The sequence below is a fragment of the Streptomyces sp. KMM 9044 genome (assembly GCF_024701375.2).
In the GTDB taxonomy this organism is placed as follows: domain Bacteria; phylum Actinomycetota; class Actinomycetes; order Streptomycetales; family Streptomycetaceae; genus Streptomyces.
Map to the genome: position 1 here is coordinate 230,211 of NZ_CP113910.1, position 19,937 is coordinate 250,147.

A 19,937-nucleotide genomic window follows, 5' to 3' on the forward strand; every position below is an offset into this window, starting at 1 on the left:
GCAGGGCAGGCGGAAGGAGGAGCGGCGAGAGTGGAAGACTCTGTTGCTCCATTGCGGAGAGGGACGTCGGCCTGTCGGCGGGGCACAGGGAACGGGTCTCGCGAGGAGGCGGTCCGGCCGTCGGCCGGCCCCTCCCGGATGCGGTGCGTGACCCTCCCCCGAATGGAACAGCAGAGTCGATGGAAGGCGGCAAAGCCCGTGCGGCGCCTCAGGCCGCCTCGGCCCGCTCGGGGAAGGCCTCGGCCCACTCCTGGACGAGGCGCTGGTACTCCGCGCGCTGCTCGCCGCTCAGTGTCCCGCCCGACCGGAGCCACAGGGCCCGGATCTCCTCGTTGACCTCGGCAGCCGATCGCTCGGGTGACGGTTCAAGAGTGGTGGACATGCTGTGAAGCATAGGGCCGTCGGCGTGAAAGCCGCGCGAGCATTCACGAACCAATCGGACATAACCGACAGTGTCGCTGATCACGTCCATCTACCATGGAACGTGGGCGAGTTCACATCCCGGGCTCCCGTCCGGAGCCGTTCTGGGCCCTCCCCAGCCTTTTCGACTCCGCCTTCACAGCCAAGGGGCCCACGGGCGAGCGCACGACGACGAACCCGACCGGGCCAGCAGCCGGACCAGTCCGATCGTCTCCGGTGAAGGGCACGCGTTCATGACGTTCTCGCTCGGCATCGTCGGCGCCGGCCGGTTCGCCGCCCTGTTCCAGCCTGTTCCAGGCGTACCCCGGCGTCGGTGACATCCACGTCACCGACCTGTTGCCGCAACGGGCCCGGCAGCTCGCCGCCGCGCACGGACTCGCCGGCACCTTCCCGCGCCGTACGAGGCCGTGCTGGGGTCGGCGAGGATCGACGCGGTCGGGGCGACCGGTCCGGCGTACACCATGGGCGAGACCGGTCGGCACCACCCCACCCGGCCACGGTCCACGCCCGCAACCGGACCGCCGAAGGCGCCTTCGGGCGGCTGTTCCACGCCGAGGGCGGCTACGTCCACGACATGGACCCCGGCTTCTACGAGGCGTACCGGTGCAGCGACGACGACGGGAAGGCCACCGCCGGCTGTCCCCCGCTGCTGTACCCCACGCGCGCGGTGGGCGGAGTGCCGGGTGTCTGGCGGACGCACGCGACCGGTGTCTCCGCGACCGGTGTCGGGGACGAACGCGGGGATGGCGTCCTCGACAGGGAGATCAGCCGGTTCGACAACGCCACCGCCCTGTTCGAAGTGGCGGGCGGCGGCGCGTTCCGCACGAACGAGTTCCGGCGGGTCGGTTCCTCGCACCCCGGGGAATCACGGTTCCGGTTCTTCGGTACGGAGGCGAGCATGGAGCAGCTCGCCACGGTCTCGGTGTGGCAGGACAAGAGCAGCGTCCAGGGGCTCCGCGAGCTGCTGCAGCCCGCGGAGCCCCTGGACCCGAACGCCCCTCCGCGCATGACTCTGCTGCTCAATTCGGGGGAGGGTCACGCACCGCATCCGGGAGGGGCCGGCCGGGGCGCCGGACCGCCTCCTCGCGAGACCCGTTCCCTGCGACCCGTCGACAGGCAGGCGTCACTCTCCGCGTTGGAGCAACAGAGTCGCGCATGACTCTGCTGCGCAATTACCCGGCGTGATGACGCCGTGCCGATACGGCCTTCAGAGCGCGTCGCAGATGCAGGCAGGCCGGGCGCGGCCGAGCCCTGAAAGCACGGCACGTGATCGCTCGCCGAATTGAGCAGCAGAGTCGCGCATCGCGCCAAAGCCCCGCTCGGCCCTCGCCTCGGGTTCGGCGGCGCACGACCGCTCCCGGCTCCTCCGCGAGTTCGGCCTGCTGTCCGACGGGTACGAGAGCAGCCACCACCGTCCCGCGGACGACTTCGTGACCGCCGTGAGCACCTGTGTCCTGCCCTCGGTGAGCGCCCGGGTGGCCGCCCGTCACACCCTGCCCGGCATCGTGGCCCACCAGCCGGCGCTGCGGGGCGGCACCAGGCTGGAGATCCCGGACTTCGGGGACGCGCCGCAGGTGTGACCGCGGCACCGCGGAGGTCGGACCGTCAGCGGTAGCCCGTGGCGTCCGCCGGTCTGCCCGGGTCCTGGACCTCGACGAGGTAGCGCCAGGCGTCCGGGCGGCTGCCGTCGAGGTCGGTGAAGCCGTACTCCCGGGCGAGGCCGCCGCTGGAGAGGGAGGCACCGTTGAAGCGGGACACCCGCGGGTCGGCGGCGAGCGCGGCGACGGCCCGGCCCACGTAGCGCGGGGACTCCGAGATGGCGAAGTGGGGGACGCGGGCCAGGGCGTCCCTCCAGTTGTCCTCCCCCACCCCGAACTCGTCGAGCATGATCTCCGAGCGGAGCCAGCCGGGGGTGAGCGCGAGGGCCGTGGCGCCGCGCGGGCCGAGTTCGTGGCCGAGGGCGAAGGCCATGCGCAGGACGGACGACTTGGCCAGGTCGTAGAAGAAGGAGACGCGGTAGGTGTCGCGGTTGTAGTCCGCGGTGCCGTCGGTGACCTCGACGACCAGGCCGCCGGGGTGGCGTAGCAGCAGGGGCAGGGCGTGGTGGCTGGTGACGGCGTGGGTGTCCACCGCGAGCCGGAGCAGACGCAGCCCCTTGTCGAGGTCGTGCTCCCAGACGGGGGTGTCCCATTCGAAGAGCTTCTCGCCGCCCCAGATGTCGTTGACGAGGACGTCGAGGCGGCCCTGCTCGTCGGCGATGCGGTCGACGAGGGCCTTGACCTGGGCGGGGTCCAGGTGGTCGGCGGGGACGGCGATGCCCCGGCCGCCGGCCTCGGTGACCAGGTCGGCGGTGTCCTCGATGGTCTCCGGGCGGTCGTACTCGGAGCGCTCGGCGCGGGTGCTGCGTCCGGTGACGTAGACGGTGGCGCCCGCCGCGCCCAGTTCGACGGCGATGCCCCGGCCGGCTCCCCGGGTCGCTCCCGCGACCAGTGCGACCTTGTGCTGCGACGACCCGTCGTTGTCCGACGAGCCGTCGTTGTCCGACGACCCGGTGGTCGACTCCGGCATGATCCGGCCTCCCGTCACGTGCGACAGCGATCTGCTGTCACCATGAGCGTGACGGGTAAGCCGGACATCCTCTGTCACCTTTTCCCGGGAGCCGCCCGGTCGGACTCGACCGGGGTGAAGTCACCGGAGCGGGGTCGCCGAAGCGGTCTCAGTGGCCGCGGGCGATCCACGCCTCGAGGTGCGGGGTCTCCGCGCCGATGGTGGTCGGGTCACCGTGGCCGGTGCGGACCGTCGTCCGGGGCGGGAGCGTGAGCAGTCGGCCCCGGATCGAGTCGATGATCGTCGGAAAGTGGGAGAACGAACGGCCGGTGGCACCGGGGCCGCCCTGGAACAGGGTGTCGCCGGTGAACACGGTGGCGAGCCCGGGGTCGTACAGGCAGACCGCGCCGGGCGCGTGCCCCGGCGTGTGCAGCACGGTGAGGTCGGCGCCGGCCGCCTCGATCACCTGGCCGTCGACCAGCCAGGCGTCGGGGTCGCGGTCCGGGTGGGTCTGCCTCCAGAGAGGCAGGTCGTCGTGGTGCAGCCAGATGGTGGCCCCGGTGCGCTCGGCCAGGGCAGGTGCGGCGTCGATGTGGTCGTTGTGGGCGTGGGTGCACACGATCGCCTTCAGGCGGCGGTCACCCACGGCCTCGGCGATGGCGTCGGCGTCGTGGGCGGCGTCGATGACGATCACCTCGTGGTCGTCGCCGACGATCCACACGTTGTTGTCGACGTCCCAGGTGCCGCCGTCGAGGCTGAACTGCCCCGAGGTGACGAGGTGTTCGATGCGGGTGGTCATCACAGCACCACCACCGAGCGCAGCACGTCGCCGTGGTGCATCCGCTCGAAGGCTTTCTCGATCTCGTCGAGCCGGATCGTCTCGGTGACGAACGGCCCGAGGTCCAGGCGTCCTTGCTGGTGCAGGTCGATCAGCATGGGGAAGTCGCGCGAGGGCAGGCAGTCGCCGTACCAGGACGACTTCAGGGAGCCGCCGCGGCCGAACACGTCGGCGAGCGGCAGTTCGAGCTTCATCTCCGGGGTGGGCACGCCGACGAGGACGACGGTGCCGGCCAGGTCACGGGCGTAGAAGGCCTGTTCGTACGTCTCGGGGCGACCTACGGCCTCGATGACGACGTCGGCGCCGAAGCCGCCGGTGAGTTCGCGGATCGCCCCGACCGGTTCGGCCGTACGGGAGTTGACGGTGTGGGTGGCGCCCATGGAGCGGGCGGTCTCCAGCTTGCGGTCGTCGATGTCGACGGCGATGATCCGCGCCGCTCCGGCGAGCCGGGCTCCGGCGATGGCCGCGTCGCCGACGCCGCCGCAGCCGATGACGGCGACGGAGTCGCCCCGGCCGACGTTGCCGGTGTTGATCGCGGCGCCGATGCCAGCCATCACGCCGCAGCCCAGCAGTCCGGCGACCTGCGGGGAGACCGCGGGGTCGACCTTGGTGCACTGTCCGGCGGCGACGAGCGTCTTCTCTGCGAATGCTCCGATGCCGAGCGCCGGGGAGAGTTCGGTGCCGTCGGTGAGGGTCAGCTTCTGCTTCGCGTTGTGCGTGTCGAAGCAGTACCAGGGGCGTCCGCGCAGACAGGCACGGCACCTGCCGCACACCGCGCGCCAGTTGAGGACGACGAAGTCACCGGGGGCGACGTCCGTGACGTCGTCGCCCACCGACTCCACGACGCCCGCGGCCTCGTGGCCGAGCAGGAAGGGGAAGTCGTCGCTGATGCCACCCTGCTTGTAGTGCAGGTCGGTGTGGCACACCCCGCAGGCCTGGATGCGGACGACCGCCTCGCCCGGTCCCGGGTCGGGTACGACGATCGTCTCGATGCGTACCGGTTCGTCCTTGCCCGATGCGATCACGCCGCGTACTTCCTGCGCCATGGTGCTGGCTCCTTCGTCTCCCGGTGGTACGTCCTGCCGACCCTACGCGACCTGCCCCGACCCGGCCGGTCGGCTCCACGGCAGGCCGTGACGTCCGTACCGGTATTCCGCGCCCGTGTTCCGTGCCGGACGGACGGAGGCCCCCGGCGTGTCCCGGGGCCACCACGACGACGTAGCCTGAACTCTCCGCCCGACGTCCAGGGAGTGACGTGACCAGCGCAGCACCGAAGGCAGTGCACAAGTCCGGTCCGCCCGCCTGGCGGACGCTCCTCGGTTACGTACGGCCGCACCGGTGGGCCCTGCTGGGCGGCGCCTCGCTGTCCCTGCTGACGGGCGCGACCGGTCTGATGCTGCCGCTGGTCGCCCGGGACCTGATCGACGACCTGTCGGACGACCGGGCCGTCACCGGCGCCCTGGTGCTGATGTCCGCCCTCGTCGTCGCCAACGCCGCGCTGGGCGCGCTGGGTTCGTACGTGCTGCGACGTACCGCCGAATCGGTGGTGCTGGGGGCCCGGCGTTCGCTGTCGTCGTATCTGCTGCGGCTGCGGATCACGGCCGTGGACCGCAGTGAGCCCGGCGACCTGATGGCTCGCATCACCTCCGACACCACGCTGCTGCGGGAGGTCACCACGGACTCGCTGGTGGGCCTCGGTACGGGCGGTCTGACGCTGGTCGCGACCGTCGCGCTGATGGGCTTCGTCGACCCGGTGCTGCTGGGGGTCACCCTGGCCGTGATCGTGGGCGCGGGGACGGTCCTCGCGCTCATCGTGCCGCACATCAGCCGGGCCAGTCGGCAGGCGCAGGACGCGGTCGGCGTGATGGGGGCCTCCCTGGAACGGGTGCTGGGCGCGCTGCGCACGGTGAAGGCGTCCGGTGCCGAGCCGCGGGAGGAGCGCGCGCTGCACGAGGCGGCCGAGGAGTCGTGGCGGCAGAGCGTGCGCGCCGCCAAGTGGTCGGCTGCGGCGGGCAACACCGCGGGGCTCGCGATGCAGGTCGCCTTCATCACGGTACTCGCGGTGGGCGGGGCGCGGGTGGCGACGGGCGCCATCGACATCGGCACACTGGTGGCGTTCCTGCTGTTGGTCTTCTACCTCATGATGCCGATCCAGAGTGTCGTCGGCGCGATCACGCAGTACCGGACGGGCAGCGCCGCCCTGGCCCGTATCCAGGAGGCGCTGCGGCTGCCCGCCGAGCCGGTCGCGGACCCCGTGCCCCTGCCCATGCCGGGTGCCGCGCCCGCCGCACTCGCCTTCGACGACGTGCGCTTCCGCTACGCGGACGATCTGCCGTACGTGCACCACGGGGTGTCGTTCACCGTGCCCGCGCAGGGCATGACCGCCTTCGTCGGCCCATCCGGCGCGGGCAAGACCACCGTCTTCTCACTCATCGAGCGCTTCTACGACCCGGACTCCGGGGTGATCACCCTCGACGGGCAGGATCTGGCCGACTGGGAGCTGTCGCGGCTGCGGTCCTCGATCGGCTACGTGGAGCAGGACGCGCCCGTCCTGTCGGGTTCCCTGTGGGACAACCTCCTGCTCGGGAACCGGGAGGCGGACGACGACGCGGTGGCGCGGGTGCTGAAGACGACCAGGCTCGACGGTCTCGTGGCCAGGCTCCCGGACGGGCTCGGCACACTGGTGGGACATCGCGGCACCAAGCTCTCCGGCGGCGAGCGCCAGCGGGTCGCCATAGCCCGCGCGCTGCTGCGCAGCCCCCGGCTGCTGCTGCTCGACGAGGCCACCTCTCAGCTCGACGCGGTGAACGAGGCGGCGCTGCGCGACACCGTCGCCGATGTGGCCCGGACGACGACGGTGCTGGTGGTCGCGCACCGGCTGTCGACGGTGACGATGGCCGACCGGATCGTCGTGATGGACGCGGGCCGGGTCCGCGCGGTCGGCACGCACCGGGAACTGGTGACCGCCGACCCGCTGTACGCGGAGCTGGCGGCGACGCAGTTCCTGGCGACGAGTGGGTGATCCCGCACGGCCGGTCCGGCCCGGACCCGGACAGAGGGTTCCGCTCCCCGGCGCCGGGGAGCGCGCGGGCCGGGCTTGCCGTACTCACCGGGCAGGGGGAGGCTCGTAGGTGAGGCCCGGTGTGGCCCGCTCCGGACCGGGCCAAGGCCCTCGAAGGAGGTCATCATGACAACCTCGGCAGAACCCCGCTTCGGTACCGACACACTGCGCCGAGGTCTCGAGGCCCCGACGTCCGCGCCCCTGATGGCGCTCTACGCGGACGGCGCCGAGCTGCGCGTCGTGGACCGCACCACCCAGCCCAGTCACCCCATGGTCCTGCACGGCCGGGACGAGATCGCCACCATGCTCGACGACGTCTACAGCCGTGACATGACACACCAGCTGGAGCGGTGCGTCGTCCAGGACGACCAGGCCGCCTTCAGCGAGACCTGCGTCTACCCGGACGGGGTGCGGGTGTACTCGGAGTCGATGGTCTCGCTGCGCGACGGCAGGATCACCGAGCAGACGATGATCCAGGCCTGGGACGAGTGACCGGTCCGTTCCGTCCGGGCGCGACGTAAGGCGCGAGGAAGCACAGGACACGGTCGGGCACCCGCCCTCCGGTCGTGGAACGCGGGTGTCTGCGCCGCGGATGTCGGCCGTGAACGGCGGCGGCCGTGGCCCGGATCGGCGGCTTCCCCGGCTACCGTGTCACCTCGTCCGCGACGTCAGCCCGGTGTTCGCCGCGCCCCGGCGTTTCCCGGAGGACGTCGAGGTGCTCGTGGACCGGCCGCACCGGTATCCGCAGGGCGCGGAGACCGATGAGCGCACGGTGATCCGTGTCCTCACCCGCGGTCCGAAGTTCGATGTGCCGCTGCTCCAGGAGACGCCGCGCCGGCCCCCGCCCGCGTCGGCGCGACGGGCAACCGCCGCACCCGCACGGAGCGGAGGGACCGGCTGAGGCCGCCACGACCGGCGCGGCGCAGACCGTCCGGCGTGCCGAGGCCCCGCCGGACGAGCCCCTCGACCCGCTGCGCACCGCCGGTCCGCGGCCGCCGAGCGGGCCGCCGTAGCGCTCGCGGACGCGGCCGTGACCGGCCTGCCGGTGGTGCGGCTCTGCAGGCGGCACCGGATCTGACACCGGGATTGACAAATCCACACAAAAGGCGCGTGTGAACCGCGCCGGGCGGGGTAACCGGCCCCATGACACCTCCGATCGCGGAAGGAGGTCCGTGAAGAGCGCATCTGTTCATAGCGTCCGGGCCGCTTCCACCGACACGAAGCGGTCCGGCCCTCCACGTGTTGGCGCACCGGCCCTTCAAATGCCTGATCAACCATCAAGTGCCCCTCGCCGCAAGCGGATAACCCCTTCGCGCGAGAGCTGATCACGGCACGGTCTCGACGGCGTTTGGAAGGCGGGACCGGGGTGGCCGCGGGGTTACGATCGGGCAACGCGTACCAAGCCGCCCGTTCGACGGCAAGCGACCCGAAGGGCCACAAATCCAGATGCCGGTCAAGGTCAGCGTCATCGTCCCCGTGTACAACCCGGGGATCTACATCGAGGACTGCATCTCCTCGCTGCGACGGCAGTCCCTGCCCCCCGAAGAGTACGAGGCGATCTTCGTCGACGACGGCTCCACCGACGGGACTCCCGCACTGCTCGGCCGGCTGGCCGCCGAGGACCCGCGGATGCGGGTGATCCACCAGGAGAACTCCGGCTGGTCGGGCAAACCGCGCAATGTCGGGATCGCCTCCGCCCGCGGCGAGTTCGTGATGTTCGTCGACAACGACGACTACCTGGGCGACGAGGCCCTGGAGCGGATGTACGCGTACGGCGTGGCCAACGGCGCGGATGTCGTCGTCGGCAAGATGGCCGGCAAGAACCGCGGTGTGCCGGTGGAGTTGTTCCGCCGCAACCATCCGCGGGCCACGGTGGAGAACGCACCACTGATCGACAGCCTCACCCCGCACAAGATGTTCCGCCGGGCGTTCCTCGACGAGATCGGGTTGCGTTTCCCGGAGGGGAGGCGGCGGCTGGAGGACCACGTCTTCGTCACCGAGGCGTATCTGCGGGCGGCCAACGTCTCCGTGCTCGGCGACTACGTCTGCTACTACCACGTCCGGCGTGACGACGCCTCCAACGCCGGTTTCCAGCGGTTCGATCCGGTGGGCTACTTCACCAACCTCCGCGAGGCACTCGACGTGGTCGAGCGGTACACCGGGCCCGGCCCGGTGCGTGACCGGCTGTTCCGCCGGTGGCTGCGGGTGGAGATGGTGGAACGACTGCGTGCCCGGCGGCTGCTGGGGCTCCCGGAGGACTACCGTCAGGAGCTGTTCGTCGAGATCCACAAGGTGGTCGTCGAGCGGTTCGGGCCCGCTGTCGCGGCCGGGCTGCAGCCGACGCAGCAGGTCGTCGCCTCGCTGACGGCGGCGGACCGGTACGACGACGTGGTGGCCTTCGCCGAGTGGGAGGCCGGCATCGCGGCGACGGCGACGCCGGCCGGCGTGGAGTGGGAGGGCGGTTCGCTGCGTCTCGGTTTCACCGCCGAATACGCCTCCGCGGGCACACCGATGACCTTCCCCGCCGGTGCCGTCCGTGCCCCGCTGGCCGACACGCCGAAGAACGTGGAGGAGGCGGTGGCGTGGGTCGGCGCCGAGACCGCGGCCCGCTTCACCGAGGCGACCGTCGATCTGCTGCTGCGCGAGCGCTCCAGTTCCGCCCAGTACTTCCAGCCCGTGGAGTTCACCCGGGAGACGGTTGCGGTGGACGGCGGGGAGCAGGTGCGGCTGGTGCTGCGTGCGACGGCCTCGGTCGACCCCCGCGTGCTGCCGGGTGACGGGGTCTGGGACGCCGTCGTGCGGGTCAAGCTCGGCGGCTGGACCAAGGAGTGCCGTCTCGGCCCGGCCCCGCACGCCACCCGCCCGGAGCCGTACGCGGGCGTCGCCGCCGGCCGGGCGGTCCTGCCGTACTGGACGGAGCCGCACGGCGACCTCTCCCTGGACGTCGCGGTGAGGGGCAGGCGACTCGGCCTCGGCCAGGTGCGGCGGCCGGACGTCACGGTCTCCGGGGCGCGGCTGCGCGCCCGGATTCCGCTGCACGCGGCGGACGGCACGCCGGTGCGGCTCCGGTTCTCCTCCGCGGGCCGGACCCTGTGCGCGCCGGGCACACTCACCGCCGAGCCCCGGCGGCCGGGGTCGCGGCTGGAGGCGACGCTGCCCTCGGGACTCCCCCGCGGTGTCTGGCGAGTGGCGCTCGGCCTGGATCCGGACGCCGCCGAACCGCTTTTCTCCGGGCTGCCGTTCGCGCTCCGCGCCGGCCGGGGCGGGGTACTGGTGGTGCGGGTTCCGCGCCCCGGTACCGGACAGAAACTACTGCGCAGGGCACGGCGGATGCTCGGTGTCGCCCGTGCGAGGGTGGCGCCGCTGATCAAGGGAAGGCGGTGACCGGTGCGCGCACTGGACCTGGAGGGTGCCTGGGTGCTGGAGCCCAAGGTGTTTCCGGACGGCCGGGGCAGTTTCCACGAGTGGTTTCGTGGTGAGGAGTTCCGTGAGACCACGGGCTACGACCTGTCGCTCGCGCAGGCCAACTGCTCGGTGTCGCGCCGCGGGGTGCTGCGCGGGGTGCACTTCGCGGCCGTGCCGCCCGGCCAGGCCAAGTATGTGACCTGTGTGCACGGCGCGGTCCTCGACGTGGTGGTGGACCTGCGGATGGGGTCACCGGCGTACGGGAGCTGGGAGGCTGTCCGGCTGGACGACGACAGCCGGCACGCGGTGTTCCTCGCCGAGGGGCTGGGGCACGCCTTCATGGCGCTCACCGACGACGCGACGGTGGTGTACCTGTGCTCGACGAGCTACACGCCGGGCCGCGAGCACGGGGTGCACCCGCTCGACCCGGCCCTGGGCATCGGATGGCCGCAGGGCATCGACCCGGTGTTGTCGCCGAGGGACGGGCAGGCGCCGACGCTGGCCGAGGCGGAGCACCTCGGCCTGCTGCCGTCGTACGAGGCCTGCCGCGCACGCTCGAAGGAGTTGCGCGGCAGAGGGCTCAGCGGCTGACGCCGACCTGGTCGAGAGCGCGGCGCAGGGGCTCCCAGCCCAGGCGCCGCGGCAGGCCGCGGTTGCGGGCCTGGGTGAGCGGGCGCCAGAAGCCGGCCTCGGTCAGTGCCTCGGGCGGCACCGCGCCGGCCCGCTCCAGGATCGTCTCGGGCACCTTCTGCGGGTCGGGCACCTTGTACTCGGCCATGATCTCGTCGTACTTGTCGTGCAGCACGGTGTTGTCCGGGTCGGCGCCGAAGATCGCCAGCTGGCCGGTGGGCTGGGTGTCGACGAGAATCGTCACCAGGTCGGGGCGGTGGCGCGCCAGCACCTCGGTGATCTTGTAGACGTCGCCGGTCCAGGCCGTGGTGTGGCGGTCCCGGGCCGCCTCGTCGACGCTGCGCGGCAGCATGTCGTCGAGGACGATCACGCTGGCCCAGTCGGAGTACTTCTCGACGTTCATGAAGTCGCGCAGGGCGTACTCGAACAGGTGCATGCCGTCGATGAAGGACAGGTCGAGTGTGGTGCGCCGCCAGTGCCCGATGGGGCTGCGGCCTCGGCGGAGGTTGCGCAGCGGGTGCCGGCCGCCCTTGAGGTGGGCCAGCGGGTTGTCACGGGCGAAGAAGTCGTCGCTGGTGGCCTTGACCAGGTGGACGTCGCACTTCAGTTCCGAGACGACCTTGAAGGCGGGGTCGACCGCGATGCTGGGGACGCGTGACAGGCGCAGGCTGCGGCCGTCGTTGACGCCGATCTCCAGGTAGTTGCGGTTGGCGCAGGTCTTGTGCAGTGCGCGCAGGAACTCATGGCGTTTCACGAAGGGGGGCTCTCCTTGCGGATCCGGGGCAGTGCTTCGTACAGGGCGACGCGCCAGTCACGCGGTGTCGGCAGGCCGATCTCCTGCCAGCGGTCGTGCGCGAGGACGCTGTACGCGGGGCGCGGGGCGGGCCGGGGGAAGGCCGCCGAGGTGGTGGGCCGTACCCGGTCGGGGTCGGCGCCGATCAGCTGGAACACCTCCCGGGCCAGGTCGTACCAGGTGGCCTCGCCGGAGTTGGTGGCATGCAGGACGCCGCGCACGTCGTCGCCGAGACGGGGGCCGAGGTCGGCCATGCGTGCGGCGACGTCCACGCTCCAGGTGGGCTGCCCGCGCTGGTCGTCGACGACGTCGACGGTGGGGCGGTGGGCCTCGAGACCGATCATCGTCCGCACGAAGCTGATGCCGTGGACCCCGTACAGCCAGGCGGTGCGCACGACGGCGCTCGCGCCGGGCAGTTCCTCCAGCACGGCCCGCTCTCCGGCCAGCTTGGAGCGGCCGTAGGCGGTGCGCGGGGCGGTCGGGTGGTCCTCGGGATAGGGGGTGGCGCGGGCGTCGCCGGAGAAGACGTAGTCGGTGGAGACGTGGATCAGCCGGGCGCCGTGCGCGGCGCAGGCGCGGGCGAGCAGGCGGGGTCCGTCGCCGTTGATCCGGGTGGCCCGGTCCTCGTCGGTCTCGGCGTCGTCGACGGCGGTGTACGCGGCACAGTTGACCACGATGCCGGGGCCGTGCTCGGACAGGGCGTGCTCGAGCGCCTCGGCCCGGGTGATGTCGAGGGCGGCCCGGTCGAGGCCGGTCACCTGTTCGCCGCGCCGGGCCAGTTCGTCGACGGTGTCCCGGCCGAGCATCCCGCCCGCGCCGGTGACCAGCCATCTCATGGCTTTCCTCCGGTGACGCGCTGCTTGAGCGGCTCCCACCAGGTGCGGTGGTCCCGGTACCACGCGACGGTCTCGGCGAGGCCGGCGGTGAAGTCGTGGCGGGGGCGGTAGCCGAGTTCGTCTCGGGCCTTGGTCCAGTCGACGGAGTAGCGCAGGTCGTGGCCCTTGCGGTCCTCGACATGCTCGACCCGGTCCCAGCCGGCGCCGCACGCTTCGAGGAGGAGGCCGGTGAGGTCCTTGTTGGTGAGTTCGGTGCCGCCGCCGACGTTGTAGACCTCGCCGGCCCGGCCCCTGGTCCGCACGAGGTCGATGCCCGCACAGTGGTCGTCGACGTACAGCCAGTCGCGGACGTTGAGGCCGTCGCCGTAGAGCGGGACCTTCGCACCGTCGAGGAGGTTGGTGACGAAGAGCGGAATGACCTTCTCGGGGAACTGGTGCGGGCCGTAGTTGTTGGAGCAGCGGGTGACGCGGACGTCCAGGCCGTGGGTGCGGTGGTAGGCGAGGGCGAGCAGGTCGGAGGAGGCCTTGGAGGCGGAGTACGGGGAGCTGGGTTCGAGCGGGTACGTCTCGGTCGCCGAGCCCGACGCGATCGACCCGTACACCTCGTCGGTGGAGACGTGCACGAAGGTGTTCACGTCGTGGCGCAGGGCTGCGTCGAGGAGGATCTGGGTGCCGAGCGCATTGGTGAGGACGAAGTCGGAGGCGGTGAGGATGGAGCGGTCGACGTGCGACTCGGCGGCGAAGTGGACCACCTGGTCCGCCTCGGCGGTGAGTTTGCCGACGAGGTCGGCGTCGCGGATGTCTCCGCGAACGAACTCGAGTCGGGGGTTCTCGAGTGGGAGGTTGTCGAGGGTGCCGGCGTAGGTGAGCGCGTCCAGCACGGTGATCCTCGGTGCATCGGCGGCGTCGGGCGCATCGGCGGCGAGCAGCCCGCGGACGTAACGGGACCCGATGAAGCCGGCGGCTCCGGTGACGAGAAGGTTCATGAGTGGATCTGTACCTTGCTGTGGTCTCCGAGGACGAATCGGTGGGCGCTGGGAACGCTGGGGGCCGGGGTCACCTCGACATGGCGGCCGATCAGTGAGGACTCGATGCGGCGGACGCCGTCGATCGAGGAGTCCCGCAGCACGATGGAGAATTCGAGTTCGCTGTCGGTGATCCGGCAGTTCTCCGCGACGGAGGTGAAGGGACCGACGTAGGAGTCGCTGACGACCGTGCCTGAGGCGATGACAGCGGGGCCGACGACGCGCGAGTTGGTGATCCGGGCCCCTTCCTCCACGACCACCCGGCCGATGGTCTCGGAGGCGTCGTCCACTTCGCCGTCGATCCGGCGCTCGACGCCTTCGAGGACGGACCGGTTGACCTCCAGCATGTCGACCACGTTGCCCGTGTCCTTCCAGTAGCCGTGGACGACCGTGCAGCGCACCTCGGCACGGGAGTCGATCAGGTGCTGGATGGCATGGGTGATCTCGAGTTCGCCGCGCCAGGAGGGCTTGACCGCGCGCACCGCGTCGTGGATGGCGGGGGTGAACAGGTAGACGCCGACGAGAGCGAGGTCGCTCTTGGGACGTTCGGGTTTCTCCTCGAGGCCGATCACCTGTCCGTCCGCGTCGAGTTCGGCGACGCCGTAGGAGCGGGGGTCGGCGACCTGGGTGAGCAGGATCTGGGCGTCGGGCCGGTGCCGGCGGAACTCGTCGACGAGTCCGGTGATGCCGCCGACGATGAAGTTGTCGCCGAGGTACATCACGAAGTCGTCGTCGCCGAGCCAGTCGCGGGCGATCAGCACCGCGTGGGCCAGCCCCAGAGGGCGTTCCTGGGGGATGTAGGTGATGCGCAGGCCGAACTTCGATCCGTCGCCCACCGCGTTCTCGATCTCCTCGGCCGTGTCGCCGACGATCATTCCGACGTCGGTGATGCCGGCGTCCGCGATCGATTCCAGCCCGTAGAAGAGCACGGGCTTGTTGGCCACGGGGACCAATTGCTTCGCCGAGGTGTGGGTGATCGGCCTCAGCCGGGTGCCGGCGCCGCCGGACAGCACGAGAGCCTTCATCTGCCTCACCATAGTGGTGTGCGGCGTACGGAACATCACTTGTTTTAACGCTTCACGACCAAATTCCGACGAGCCCCCTCCCGTCACCGCGCTTCCGGCCGGTGACCGCCGATTCGCGCCACGCGGGAACGTCCGCCCGGGCTGTCGGGCGCATCGGCCCCCCGGCCCGGTGTGTCAACGCCCTTACGCGGACGAGGGGTTCTCGCGGTGCGGTTCGGGCAGGTCGGGTGCGGAGGCCTACCGGGCCGGTGACGGCGACGCGGGACCGGGTCGCCGTCACCGGCCGCCCGTCACCCGAAGGGATGACACCGGTGCCGGGAGTGCTGTCGACGCCCGGGACCGTGCCTGCTCACCGGTGCGCGCCGAGTTCCGCCCACACCTGTTTGCCGCCGCTGACCGGCAGGGTCCCCCAGGCCGCCGACAGAGACTCGGCCAGTAGGATGCCTCGGCCGCCGGTGGTCTCCCATCCGATGCTGCTCGGTCTGGCGGAGCTGCGGGGCGAGCCGTCGGCGACCGCGAGGCGCAGCCGGTCGCCGACAAGGGTGAGGTCGGGGCGGATCTGCCCCTCGGTGTGCACGAGCGCGTTGGTGACCAGCTCGGAGACGACGAGCAGGACTGCGTCGAGGTCCTCGGTCGGGCCCCAGGAGCGCAGGGTGCGCCGGGTGAAGCGTCGGGCGTGGCCGATGGCCTGCGGCACCCGCCACACCGTCCAGGTCTCCCGCAGCGGGCGCAGGGTCATGCCCTCGTAGCGCATCAGCAGCAGGACGACGCCGTCGCTGCGCGGGGCCTTGCCGAGCAGGCCGTCGGCGACCAGTCCCAGGTCGGCCGGATCGGCGGCGGCCGGCCAGCGGGCGGGCGGGCGAGGTGGTCCATGCCCTCGTCGATGTCGGCCTCGACGGTCCCGACCAGGCCGTCCGTGGTGAGGGGCGACCACCGTGCCGGGCCCCAGCCTCAGCGGGCTCATCGGGAAGTCGGCCTGGGCCGTGACGCCGAGCGGCGGGCCGCCCTCCACCTCCGCGATCTCGGTGGTACCGTCCGGGTGGCGCAGCACCGGCGGCAGATGCCCGGCGCGTACGCACCAGGCTGATCCCTGTTCCAGGTCGACGTCGACGTCGCAGCAGGTCGCGAAGAGGTCGCTCTCCATGTCCACGAGCAGCCGGTTGGCGTGCGACACCACCACGTCGGGCGTGTGCTCCTCGACGGCGTAGGCGCGCAGCGCGGTGCGCATCTGTCCCATGAAGGTGGCGGCGCCGGCACTGTGGCCCTGGACGTCGCCGATGACCAGGGGCACGTGGTTGTCGGGCAGGGGGATCACGTCGTACCAGTCGCCGTCGAGCTCGAGGCCGGCGGTGCTGGGCAGGTATCGGGCGACCGCGATCCGGTCGGCCCTGAGCGGCCCGCGCAGGGCCGCGACCATTGCCTTGCCGACGTCGCGGACGGTGACCGCGGTGGCGAGTGCGCTGCACCCGGGCCACGTCGGTGACATCGGCGCGCAGGGTGGACGCGTCGGCGACGGAGCCCACCAGGCGGGCCGGACGGCCCTCCCCTCCCGGCAGCAGCCGGCCGCGCGGTCTGAGCCGCTTCGGCGGGCGGGCGGGCCGGCGGGCTGCACGACCTGGAGCTCCAGTTCGCGCTCGCCGATGGCCATGTGGTCGGACTCGACGACCGACATCACGGAGGGCAGGTCCTCCGGCACGGTCAGGCCCACGAGGGTCTCGACACGTCCGTCGAAGTCGTCCGGGCCGAGGCCGAAAAGGTCCAGGATGTCGTCGCCCACCCGGATCCGTCCGGTGTCCATGGCGAGGACGAGGGCATCAGGTGCGGGGGCCCTGTCGCCGTCGGCCGCGGGCTGCCGCCCGGGAAGGGCGACCGCGTCGGCGACGAGTCCGAGGCAGACGCGGTCGTCGGTGTCGAAGCCGCCGGGGCGCTCACTGACGGCGAGCAGGCAGCCGCTGAAGGCGTGGCGCACGGGCAGCGCGGCGAGAAAGAAGTCGCGGGCCGCGACGCGCCGTGCCGGGGCCTGGGCGGCGAGCCCCTCGGGGCCGAGCCACACCGGGTGCCCGCCGCGTACCGCGTCGGCGGCCGGGGAGTGCCCGGCGACGGAATAGCTGTCCCGCACCCCGCACAGGGTCCGCGGGATCCCGGCCGACTCCACCAGGCGCAGCTGCTCGCCGTCTCCGCTGGGCGTGTACCCGGCGACAATGGCGGTGCCGTCGAAGACCAGGGCCTGTTCCAGGATCCGGCGCACCCGGTGCGGCGACTTCGGCTCAGCGGTGATCGTCGTGAGGGCGGGCACCTTCCGCACGCAGCGTTCTCGTGCTGCGTCCCGCAGCGCCCTCACCGACCACGTTGGCCATTACAGCGCTTATACGACACCTGCGCAGCCCCTGCGGCGTTCCCGCCCTTCCGGTGGGGCGCCGGGACAGGGGCGGACGGCAGACGGCCGGGGCCCGGTCCGCGGGCTGGGCCGGCCTCGGCCCTCGGGCGGGCGGGACGCATGCGGGTCGCCGCTGCCGGCGTGCCGCCGCCCCCGGTCCGCCACGGTGTGTCGTGGCGGACCGGGGGCTCGGCAACTCTTCGGCGGGTGACCGTCAGTGGGTCTCGGTCAGGCCGTCGTCGGCCGCGCCGTCCTCGGCGCCCTGGCCGGCTCCGCCGTCCTGGCCCGCTTCCTCTCCGCCGACGGCGGCCTCGCCGGCCTGGTCGCCCGCACCGGCGTCCTCGCCGCCGACGTCACCGACGTCCCCTTCGCCGCCTGCCTGGTCGCCGGCCACCGCGCCGCCGTCGCCGAGGGTCGCGCCGACCGCCGCCAGGGCGGTGGTGACCGGCTGGAAGAAGGTCTCGCCGCCGACCGTGCAGTCGCCGCTGCCGCCCGAGGTGAGGCCGATCGCGAGGCCGTCCTGGGTGAACATCGAGCCGCCGCTGTCGCCGGGCTCGGCGCAGACGTCGGTCTGGATGAGGCCGGTGACCGTGCCCTCGGGGTAGTTCACCGTGGCGTCGAGTCCGAGGACCTGGCCGTCGGCGAGCCCGGTGGTGCTGCCCATCCGGAACACCTCCTGGCCGACGGCGGCCTCCGCGGCCTCGGTGATCTGGAGCGTCTGGCCGCCCACGTCGACGTCGCTCGGTGCGTCGGTTGCCGGGTCGTCGTACCGGACGAGTGCGAAGTCGCCCTCACCGGGGAAGACCGCCTGGTCGACGGTGGCGATCGGCTGGCCGTTCTGCACGTCGGACCACTCCTCGGCCGCGACCGCGCAGTGACCGGCGGTCAGGAAGGCGGGCGCACCGTCGTCCGCGGTGACGTTGAACCCGAGGGAGCAGCGTGCCCCGCCGGAGAAGATCGCGTCGCCGCCCGAGGCGAAGGTCCTGAACGTGCCCGCGGACTTCTTGATAGTCGCCATGCCGGAGCCGAGGCCCTGCACGGTGGACTCCAGTCTGTCCCAGTTCTCGCCGGTCACCGTGGAGTCGGCGGTGACCAGGATCTTGTTGGTACGCGGGTCGACGGCCCACGAGGTGCCGGGGATGGTGGCCTCGGTCTTCAGCGTCCGCTCGCCCGCGGCCAGCTCGGTCATGCTGTTGTCGACCTCGCGGACGGTCGCACCCGCCTTCTTCGCCTGCACGACCACGTTGTTGTTGTCGCCGGGTACGACGTTGACGACGAGCTGCTGCTTGTCGCCGTCGTAATAGGAGCCGGCGAACGCGTCGCCGAGGAGCCCGGCGAGCTGTGAGGCGAGGTCCGAGGCGTCCGCCGCCTTGAGGGTCCTCGGCGCGGCTGCCGCGTCGTCCGCCGCGCCGTCCTGCGACGCGTTGGCGCTGGGGAGCAGGATCGCCGCGGCGCCGAGCGCCACCACACCGCCCACCGCTATCGCGGCCTTGCGCTTCGGAATTCGCTTGTGACTCAAACTTCTCGACCTCCTGGGGGACCGGAGTCGTGCCGCCGTTCGACGGCTGTCGGGGCGCCTGGATGGCTGTTGGTACGCACGGGTCCGGCGGAGCGTTCAAATCCCTTTGCGGTCAGTCGGTTTGCATCACGGAATCGACCGGTCGGCACGTGCAGCACGGCAGCCCGCCAATCCTCGGGACGGAGACACCCACCGCAATCACGCGTGCACGCTCCGCCCCTTCCCCCGCCCGGGATCCCGGCTTCGGTGAATCTGCACATCGCATGCCCAATCCGGTCACCCCAGCGGGGGGTCACCCACGGGCCGGCCGCCCCCCTCATACCTTGCCGATGGGGCTGCACACCATCGTCTCGGGCAGCGGGGCGGTCTCCGGCGGCAGCGGCAGCGGCAGCGGCTGACGATCGCCCAGGCCCTGATCCGCCGGCCGCGCATCCTCTTCTTCGACGAGGCGACCAGTGCCCTGGACAACGAGACGCGGCGCACGGTGACCGAGAGCACCAAGGCGCTCCGGGCGACCCGGGTCGTCATCGCCCACCGGCTGTCCACCGTGCTGGACACGGACCGGGTGGTGGTGATGGAGGACGGCAAGGTGGTGCAGCAGGGCCCGCCGGACCGGGTGTACGCCGATCCGGGCGGCCGGCTGTACGAACTGGTGCGTCGTCAGCCGGCGTGACGGGGGCTGGACACCGCGGCCGCGGGTCCCGGACGCCCGCCCCGGACACGCCGGAGGCCGGCGGGCGGCCCCACTCCGCCCGCCGGCCTCCCTCTACGGGACCGCACGTTCCGCGAGGAGGTCGGCACTCCCCAGTACCCGACCGCCGCGCGGTCACGGGAACCGCGCGGTCCCGGTCTCAGAACGCGAGGACGCCCGAACCGTGGGCGTTCATCACGCACTCGTTGGCGAAGGTGCGCTCGTACGAGAGCCGCTGTCCCTGCCACACCCCGTCGACAGTGACGACGACCGGGTTGTACTGATGGGTGCAGAAGACGCCCTCTCTCGGCGCGAGGGCCTGCAGATCGCCGTCCACCTCGGCCAGTTCCCCGCACGCGGCGGCCACGGCCGGGTGGGTGCCGGAGGGCCCGGGGGCGCAGGTCAGGGTGACCGCGCGCTCCGGTGTGACGGCCGTGGCGCTCTCCCCGCGGCCCATGGTGAGCACCAGGGCCGACGGGGCGTAGAGCGCGGACGGTGCGCCGCCCGGCGCGGCCGACGCGGCCCCGGACTGGGGTGCGCAGACGGCTGCGGCGGTCAGGCCGATGGTGGTGGCCCAGCGCGCGGTGTTCCGCATTGTGTGCATCCTTCCGCTCGTTTCGACGAGTCGCCGGTCCGTGCTCGGTGGTGCCGGACCGGCGAGCGGGAGTCTGCCGAGTCCGCCGCGGAAGCACACGTCAACCGGGCCGCTTTCGGTAACATTAAGTATTGAATCAGTGGCGTGAAGTCACGGAACGCGCGGGCGTGAACCC

At 72.0% G+C, this 19,937-nt stretch carries 14 protein-coding genes and 5 pseudogenes; 8 read left to right on the plus strand and 11 right to left on the minus strand.

Annotated elements, in window-relative coordinates:
- Positions 1 to 208 precede the first annotated feature (208 nt).
- Entirely contained in the window at positions 209 to 394 is a 186-nt protein-coding gene (locus HUV60_RS01105; protein ID WP_257852867.1) for a hypothetical protein, read from the minus strand.
- 259 nt (positions 395 to 653) lie between these two features.
- Here HUV60_RS01105 and HUV60_RS01110 point away from each other — a divergent pair.
- Together HUV60_RS01110 and HUV60_RS01115 are read left to right on the plus strand one after the other, a co-directional pair.
- Positions 654 to 1,420 (plus strand): annotated as a pseudogene (locus HUV60_RS01110) (gfo/Idh/MocA family oxidoreductase); the annotation flags it as partial.
- Between the two features lie 301 nt (positions 1,421 to 1,721).
- Positions 1,722 to 2,000, plus strand: a pseudogene (locus HUV60_RS01115) (gfo/Idh/MocA family oxidoreductase); the annotation flags it as partial.
- Between the two features lie 25 nt (positions 2,001 to 2,025).
- Here the strand turns inward: HUV60_RS01115 and HUV60_RS01120 are convergent.
- The 3 genes from HUV60_RS01120 to HUV60_RS01130 form a co-directional block, all read right to left on the minus strand.
- Positions 2,026 to 2,988 (minus strand): SDR family oxidoreductase, encoded by a 963-nt coding sequence (locus HUV60_RS01120; protein WP_257852866.1) that lies wholly within the window; start codon positions 2,986 to 2,988, stop codon positions 2,026 to 2,028.
- A gap of 148 nt (positions 2,989 to 3,136) precedes the next feature.
- Positions 3,137 to 3,766, minus strand: a complete 630-nt coding sequence (locus tag HUV60_RS01125; RefSeq protein WP_257852865.1) for an MBL fold metallo-hydrolase — start codon at positions 3,764 to 3,766, stop codon at positions 3,137 to 3,139.
- Positions 3,766 to 4,851: an S-(hydroxymethyl)mycothiol dehydrogenase gene (locus tag HUV60_RS01130; protein ID WP_257852864.1), complete on the minus strand. Its 1,086-nt coding sequence runs from the start codon at positions 4,849 to 4,851 to the stop codon at positions 3,766 to 3,768. The genes HUV60_RS01125 and HUV60_RS01130 overlap by 1 nt, the downstream gene beginning before the upstream one ends.
- Before the next feature lie 209 nt (positions 4,852 to 5,060).
- Between HUV60_RS01130 and HUV60_RS01135 the strand changes: the two genes are divergently transcribed.
- The 5 genes and pseudogenes from HUV60_RS01135 (at position 5,061) to rfbC (ending at position 10,862) form a co-directional block, all read left to right on the plus strand.
- Positions 5,061 to 6,827, plus strand: coding sequence for an ABC transporter ATP-binding protein (locus HUV60_RS01135; RefSeq protein WP_257852861.1), 1,767 nt, complete (start codon positions 5,061 to 5,063; stop codon positions 6,825 to 6,827).
- A gap of 165 nt (positions 6,828 to 6,992) precedes the next feature.
- Positions 6,993 to 7,358 (plus strand): nuclear transport factor 2 family protein, encoded by a 366-nt coding sequence (locus tag HUV60_RS01140; RefSeq protein WP_257852860.1) that lies wholly within the window; start codon positions 6,993 to 6,995, stop codon positions 7,356 to 7,358.
- 116 nt (positions 7,359 to 7,474) lie between these two features.
- Positions 7,475 to 7,766: pseudogene (locus tag HUV60_RS01145) on the plus strand (XdhC family protein); the annotation flags it as partial.
- Between the two features lie 546 nt (positions 7,767 to 8,312).
- A complete protein-coding gene (locus HUV60_RS01150; protein WP_257852858.1) occupies positions 8,313 to 10,250 on the plus strand; it encodes a glycosyltransferase family 2 protein in 1,938 nt (645 codons plus the stop codon).
- 3 nt (positions 10,251 to 10,253) lie between these two features.
- On the plus strand, positions 10,254 to 10,862 hold the full coding sequence (gene rfbC, locus HUV60_RS01155) for a dTDP-4-dehydrorhamnose 3,5-epimerase (protein WP_257852857.1): 609 nt from the start codon (positions 10,254 to 10,256) through the stop codon (positions 10,860 to 10,862).
- Here rfbC and HUV60_RS01160 read toward each other — a convergent pair.
- From HUV60_RS01160 to HUV60_RS01185, 6 genes and pseudogenes are all read right to left on the minus strand, one after another.
- Entirely contained in the window at positions 10,852 to 11,655 is an 804-nt protein-coding gene (locus HUV60_RS01160; protein WP_257852855.1) for a class I SAM-dependent methyltransferase, read from the minus strand. The two genes, rfbC and HUV60_RS01160, sit on opposite strands and share 11 nt — an antisense overlap.
- Entirely contained in the window at positions 11,652 to 12,530 is an 879-nt protein-coding gene (gene rfbD / locus HUV60_RS01165; RefSeq protein ID WP_257852853.1) for a dTDP-4-dehydrorhamnose reductase, read from the minus strand. Before rfbD ends, HUV60_RS01160 begins: the two co-directional genes overlap by 4 nt.
- Positions 12,527 to 13,516: a dTDP-glucose 4,6-dehydratase gene (gene rfbB / locus HUV60_RS01170; protein ID WP_257852852.1), complete on the minus strand. Its 990-nt coding sequence runs from the start codon at positions 13,514 to 13,516 to the stop codon at positions 12,527 to 12,529. The genes rfbD and rfbB overlap by 4 nt, the downstream gene beginning before the upstream one ends.
- Positions 13,513 to 14,580 (minus strand): glucose-1-phosphate thymidylyltransferase, encoded by a 1,068-nt coding sequence (locus HUV60_RS01175; protein ID WP_257852851.1) that lies wholly within the window; start codon positions 14,578 to 14,580, stop codon positions 13,513 to 13,515. Before HUV60_RS01175 ends, rfbB begins: the two co-directional genes overlap by 4 nt.
- A 349-nt stretch (positions 14,581 to 14,929) precedes the next feature.
- Positions 14,930 to 16,453: pseudogene (locus HUV60_RS01180) on the minus strand (SpoIIE family protein phosphatase); the annotation flags it as partial.
- Between the two features lie 718 nt (positions 16,454 to 17,171).
- Positions 17,172 to 18,476, minus strand: coding sequence for a S1 family peptidase (locus HUV60_RS01185; protein ID WP_257852849.1), 1,305 nt, complete (start codon positions 18,474 to 18,476; stop codon positions 17,172 to 17,174).
- Between the two features lie 323 nt (positions 18,477 to 18,799).
- Between HUV60_RS01185 and HUV60_RS01190 the strand changes: the two are divergent.
- Positions 18,800 to 19,149: pseudogene (locus HUV60_RS01190) on the plus strand (ATP-binding cassette domain-containing protein); the annotation flags it as partial.
- Positions 19,150 to 19,327: 178 nt separating this feature from the next.
- Here HUV60_RS01190 and HUV60_RS01195 read toward each other — a convergent pair.
- Positions 19,328 to 19,762, minus strand: coding sequence for a subtilase-type protease inhibitor (locus HUV60_RS01195; RefSeq protein WP_257852848.1), 435 nt, complete (start codon positions 19,760 to 19,762; stop codon positions 19,328 to 19,330).
- Positions 19,763 to 19,937 lie beyond the last annotated feature (175 nt).

Excerpts from the sequence above, each read along its gene's own strand:
- HUV60_RS01105 (WP_257852867.1), bottom strand. The coding sequence starts at position 394 with ATGCTTCACAGCATGTCCACCACTCTTGAACCGTCACCCGAGCGATCG.
- HUV60_RS01120 (WP_257852866.1), bottom strand. The coding sequence starts at position 2,988 with ATGCCGGAGTCGACCACCGGGTCGTCGGACAACGACGGCTCGTCGGAC.
- HUV60_RS01125 (WP_257852865.1), bottom strand. The coding sequence starts at position 3,766 with ATGACCACCCGCATCGAACACCTCGTCACCTCGGGGCAGTTCAGCCTC.
- HUV60_RS01130 (WP_257852864.1), bottom strand. The coding sequence starts at position 4,851 with ATGGCGCAGGAAGTACGCGGCGTGATCGCATCGGGCAAGGACGAACCG.
- HUV60_RS01140 (WP_257852860.1), top strand. The coding sequence starts at position 6,993 with ATGACAACCTCGGCAGAACCCCGCTTCGGTACCGACACACTGCGCCGA.
- HUV60_RS01150 (WP_257852858.1), top strand. The coding sequence starts at position 8,313 with ATGCCGGTCAAGGTCAGCGTCATCGTCCCCGTGTACAACCCGGGGATC.
- rfbD (WP_257852853.1), bottom strand. The coding sequence starts at position 12,530 with ATGAGATGGCTGGTCACCGGCGCGGGCGGGATGCTCGGCCGGGACACC.
- rfbB (WP_257852852.1), bottom strand. The coding sequence starts at position 13,516 with ATGAACCTTCTCGTCACCGGAGCCGCCGGCTTCATCGGGTCCCGTTAC.
- HUV60_RS01175 (WP_257852851.1), bottom strand. The coding sequence starts at position 14,580 with ATGAAGGCTCTCGTGCTGTCCGGCGGCGCCGGCACCCGGCTGAGGCCG.
- HUV60_RS01195 (WP_257852848.1), bottom strand. The coding sequence starts at position 19,762 with ATGCGGAACACCGCGCGCTGGGCCACCACCATCGGCCTGACCGCCGCA.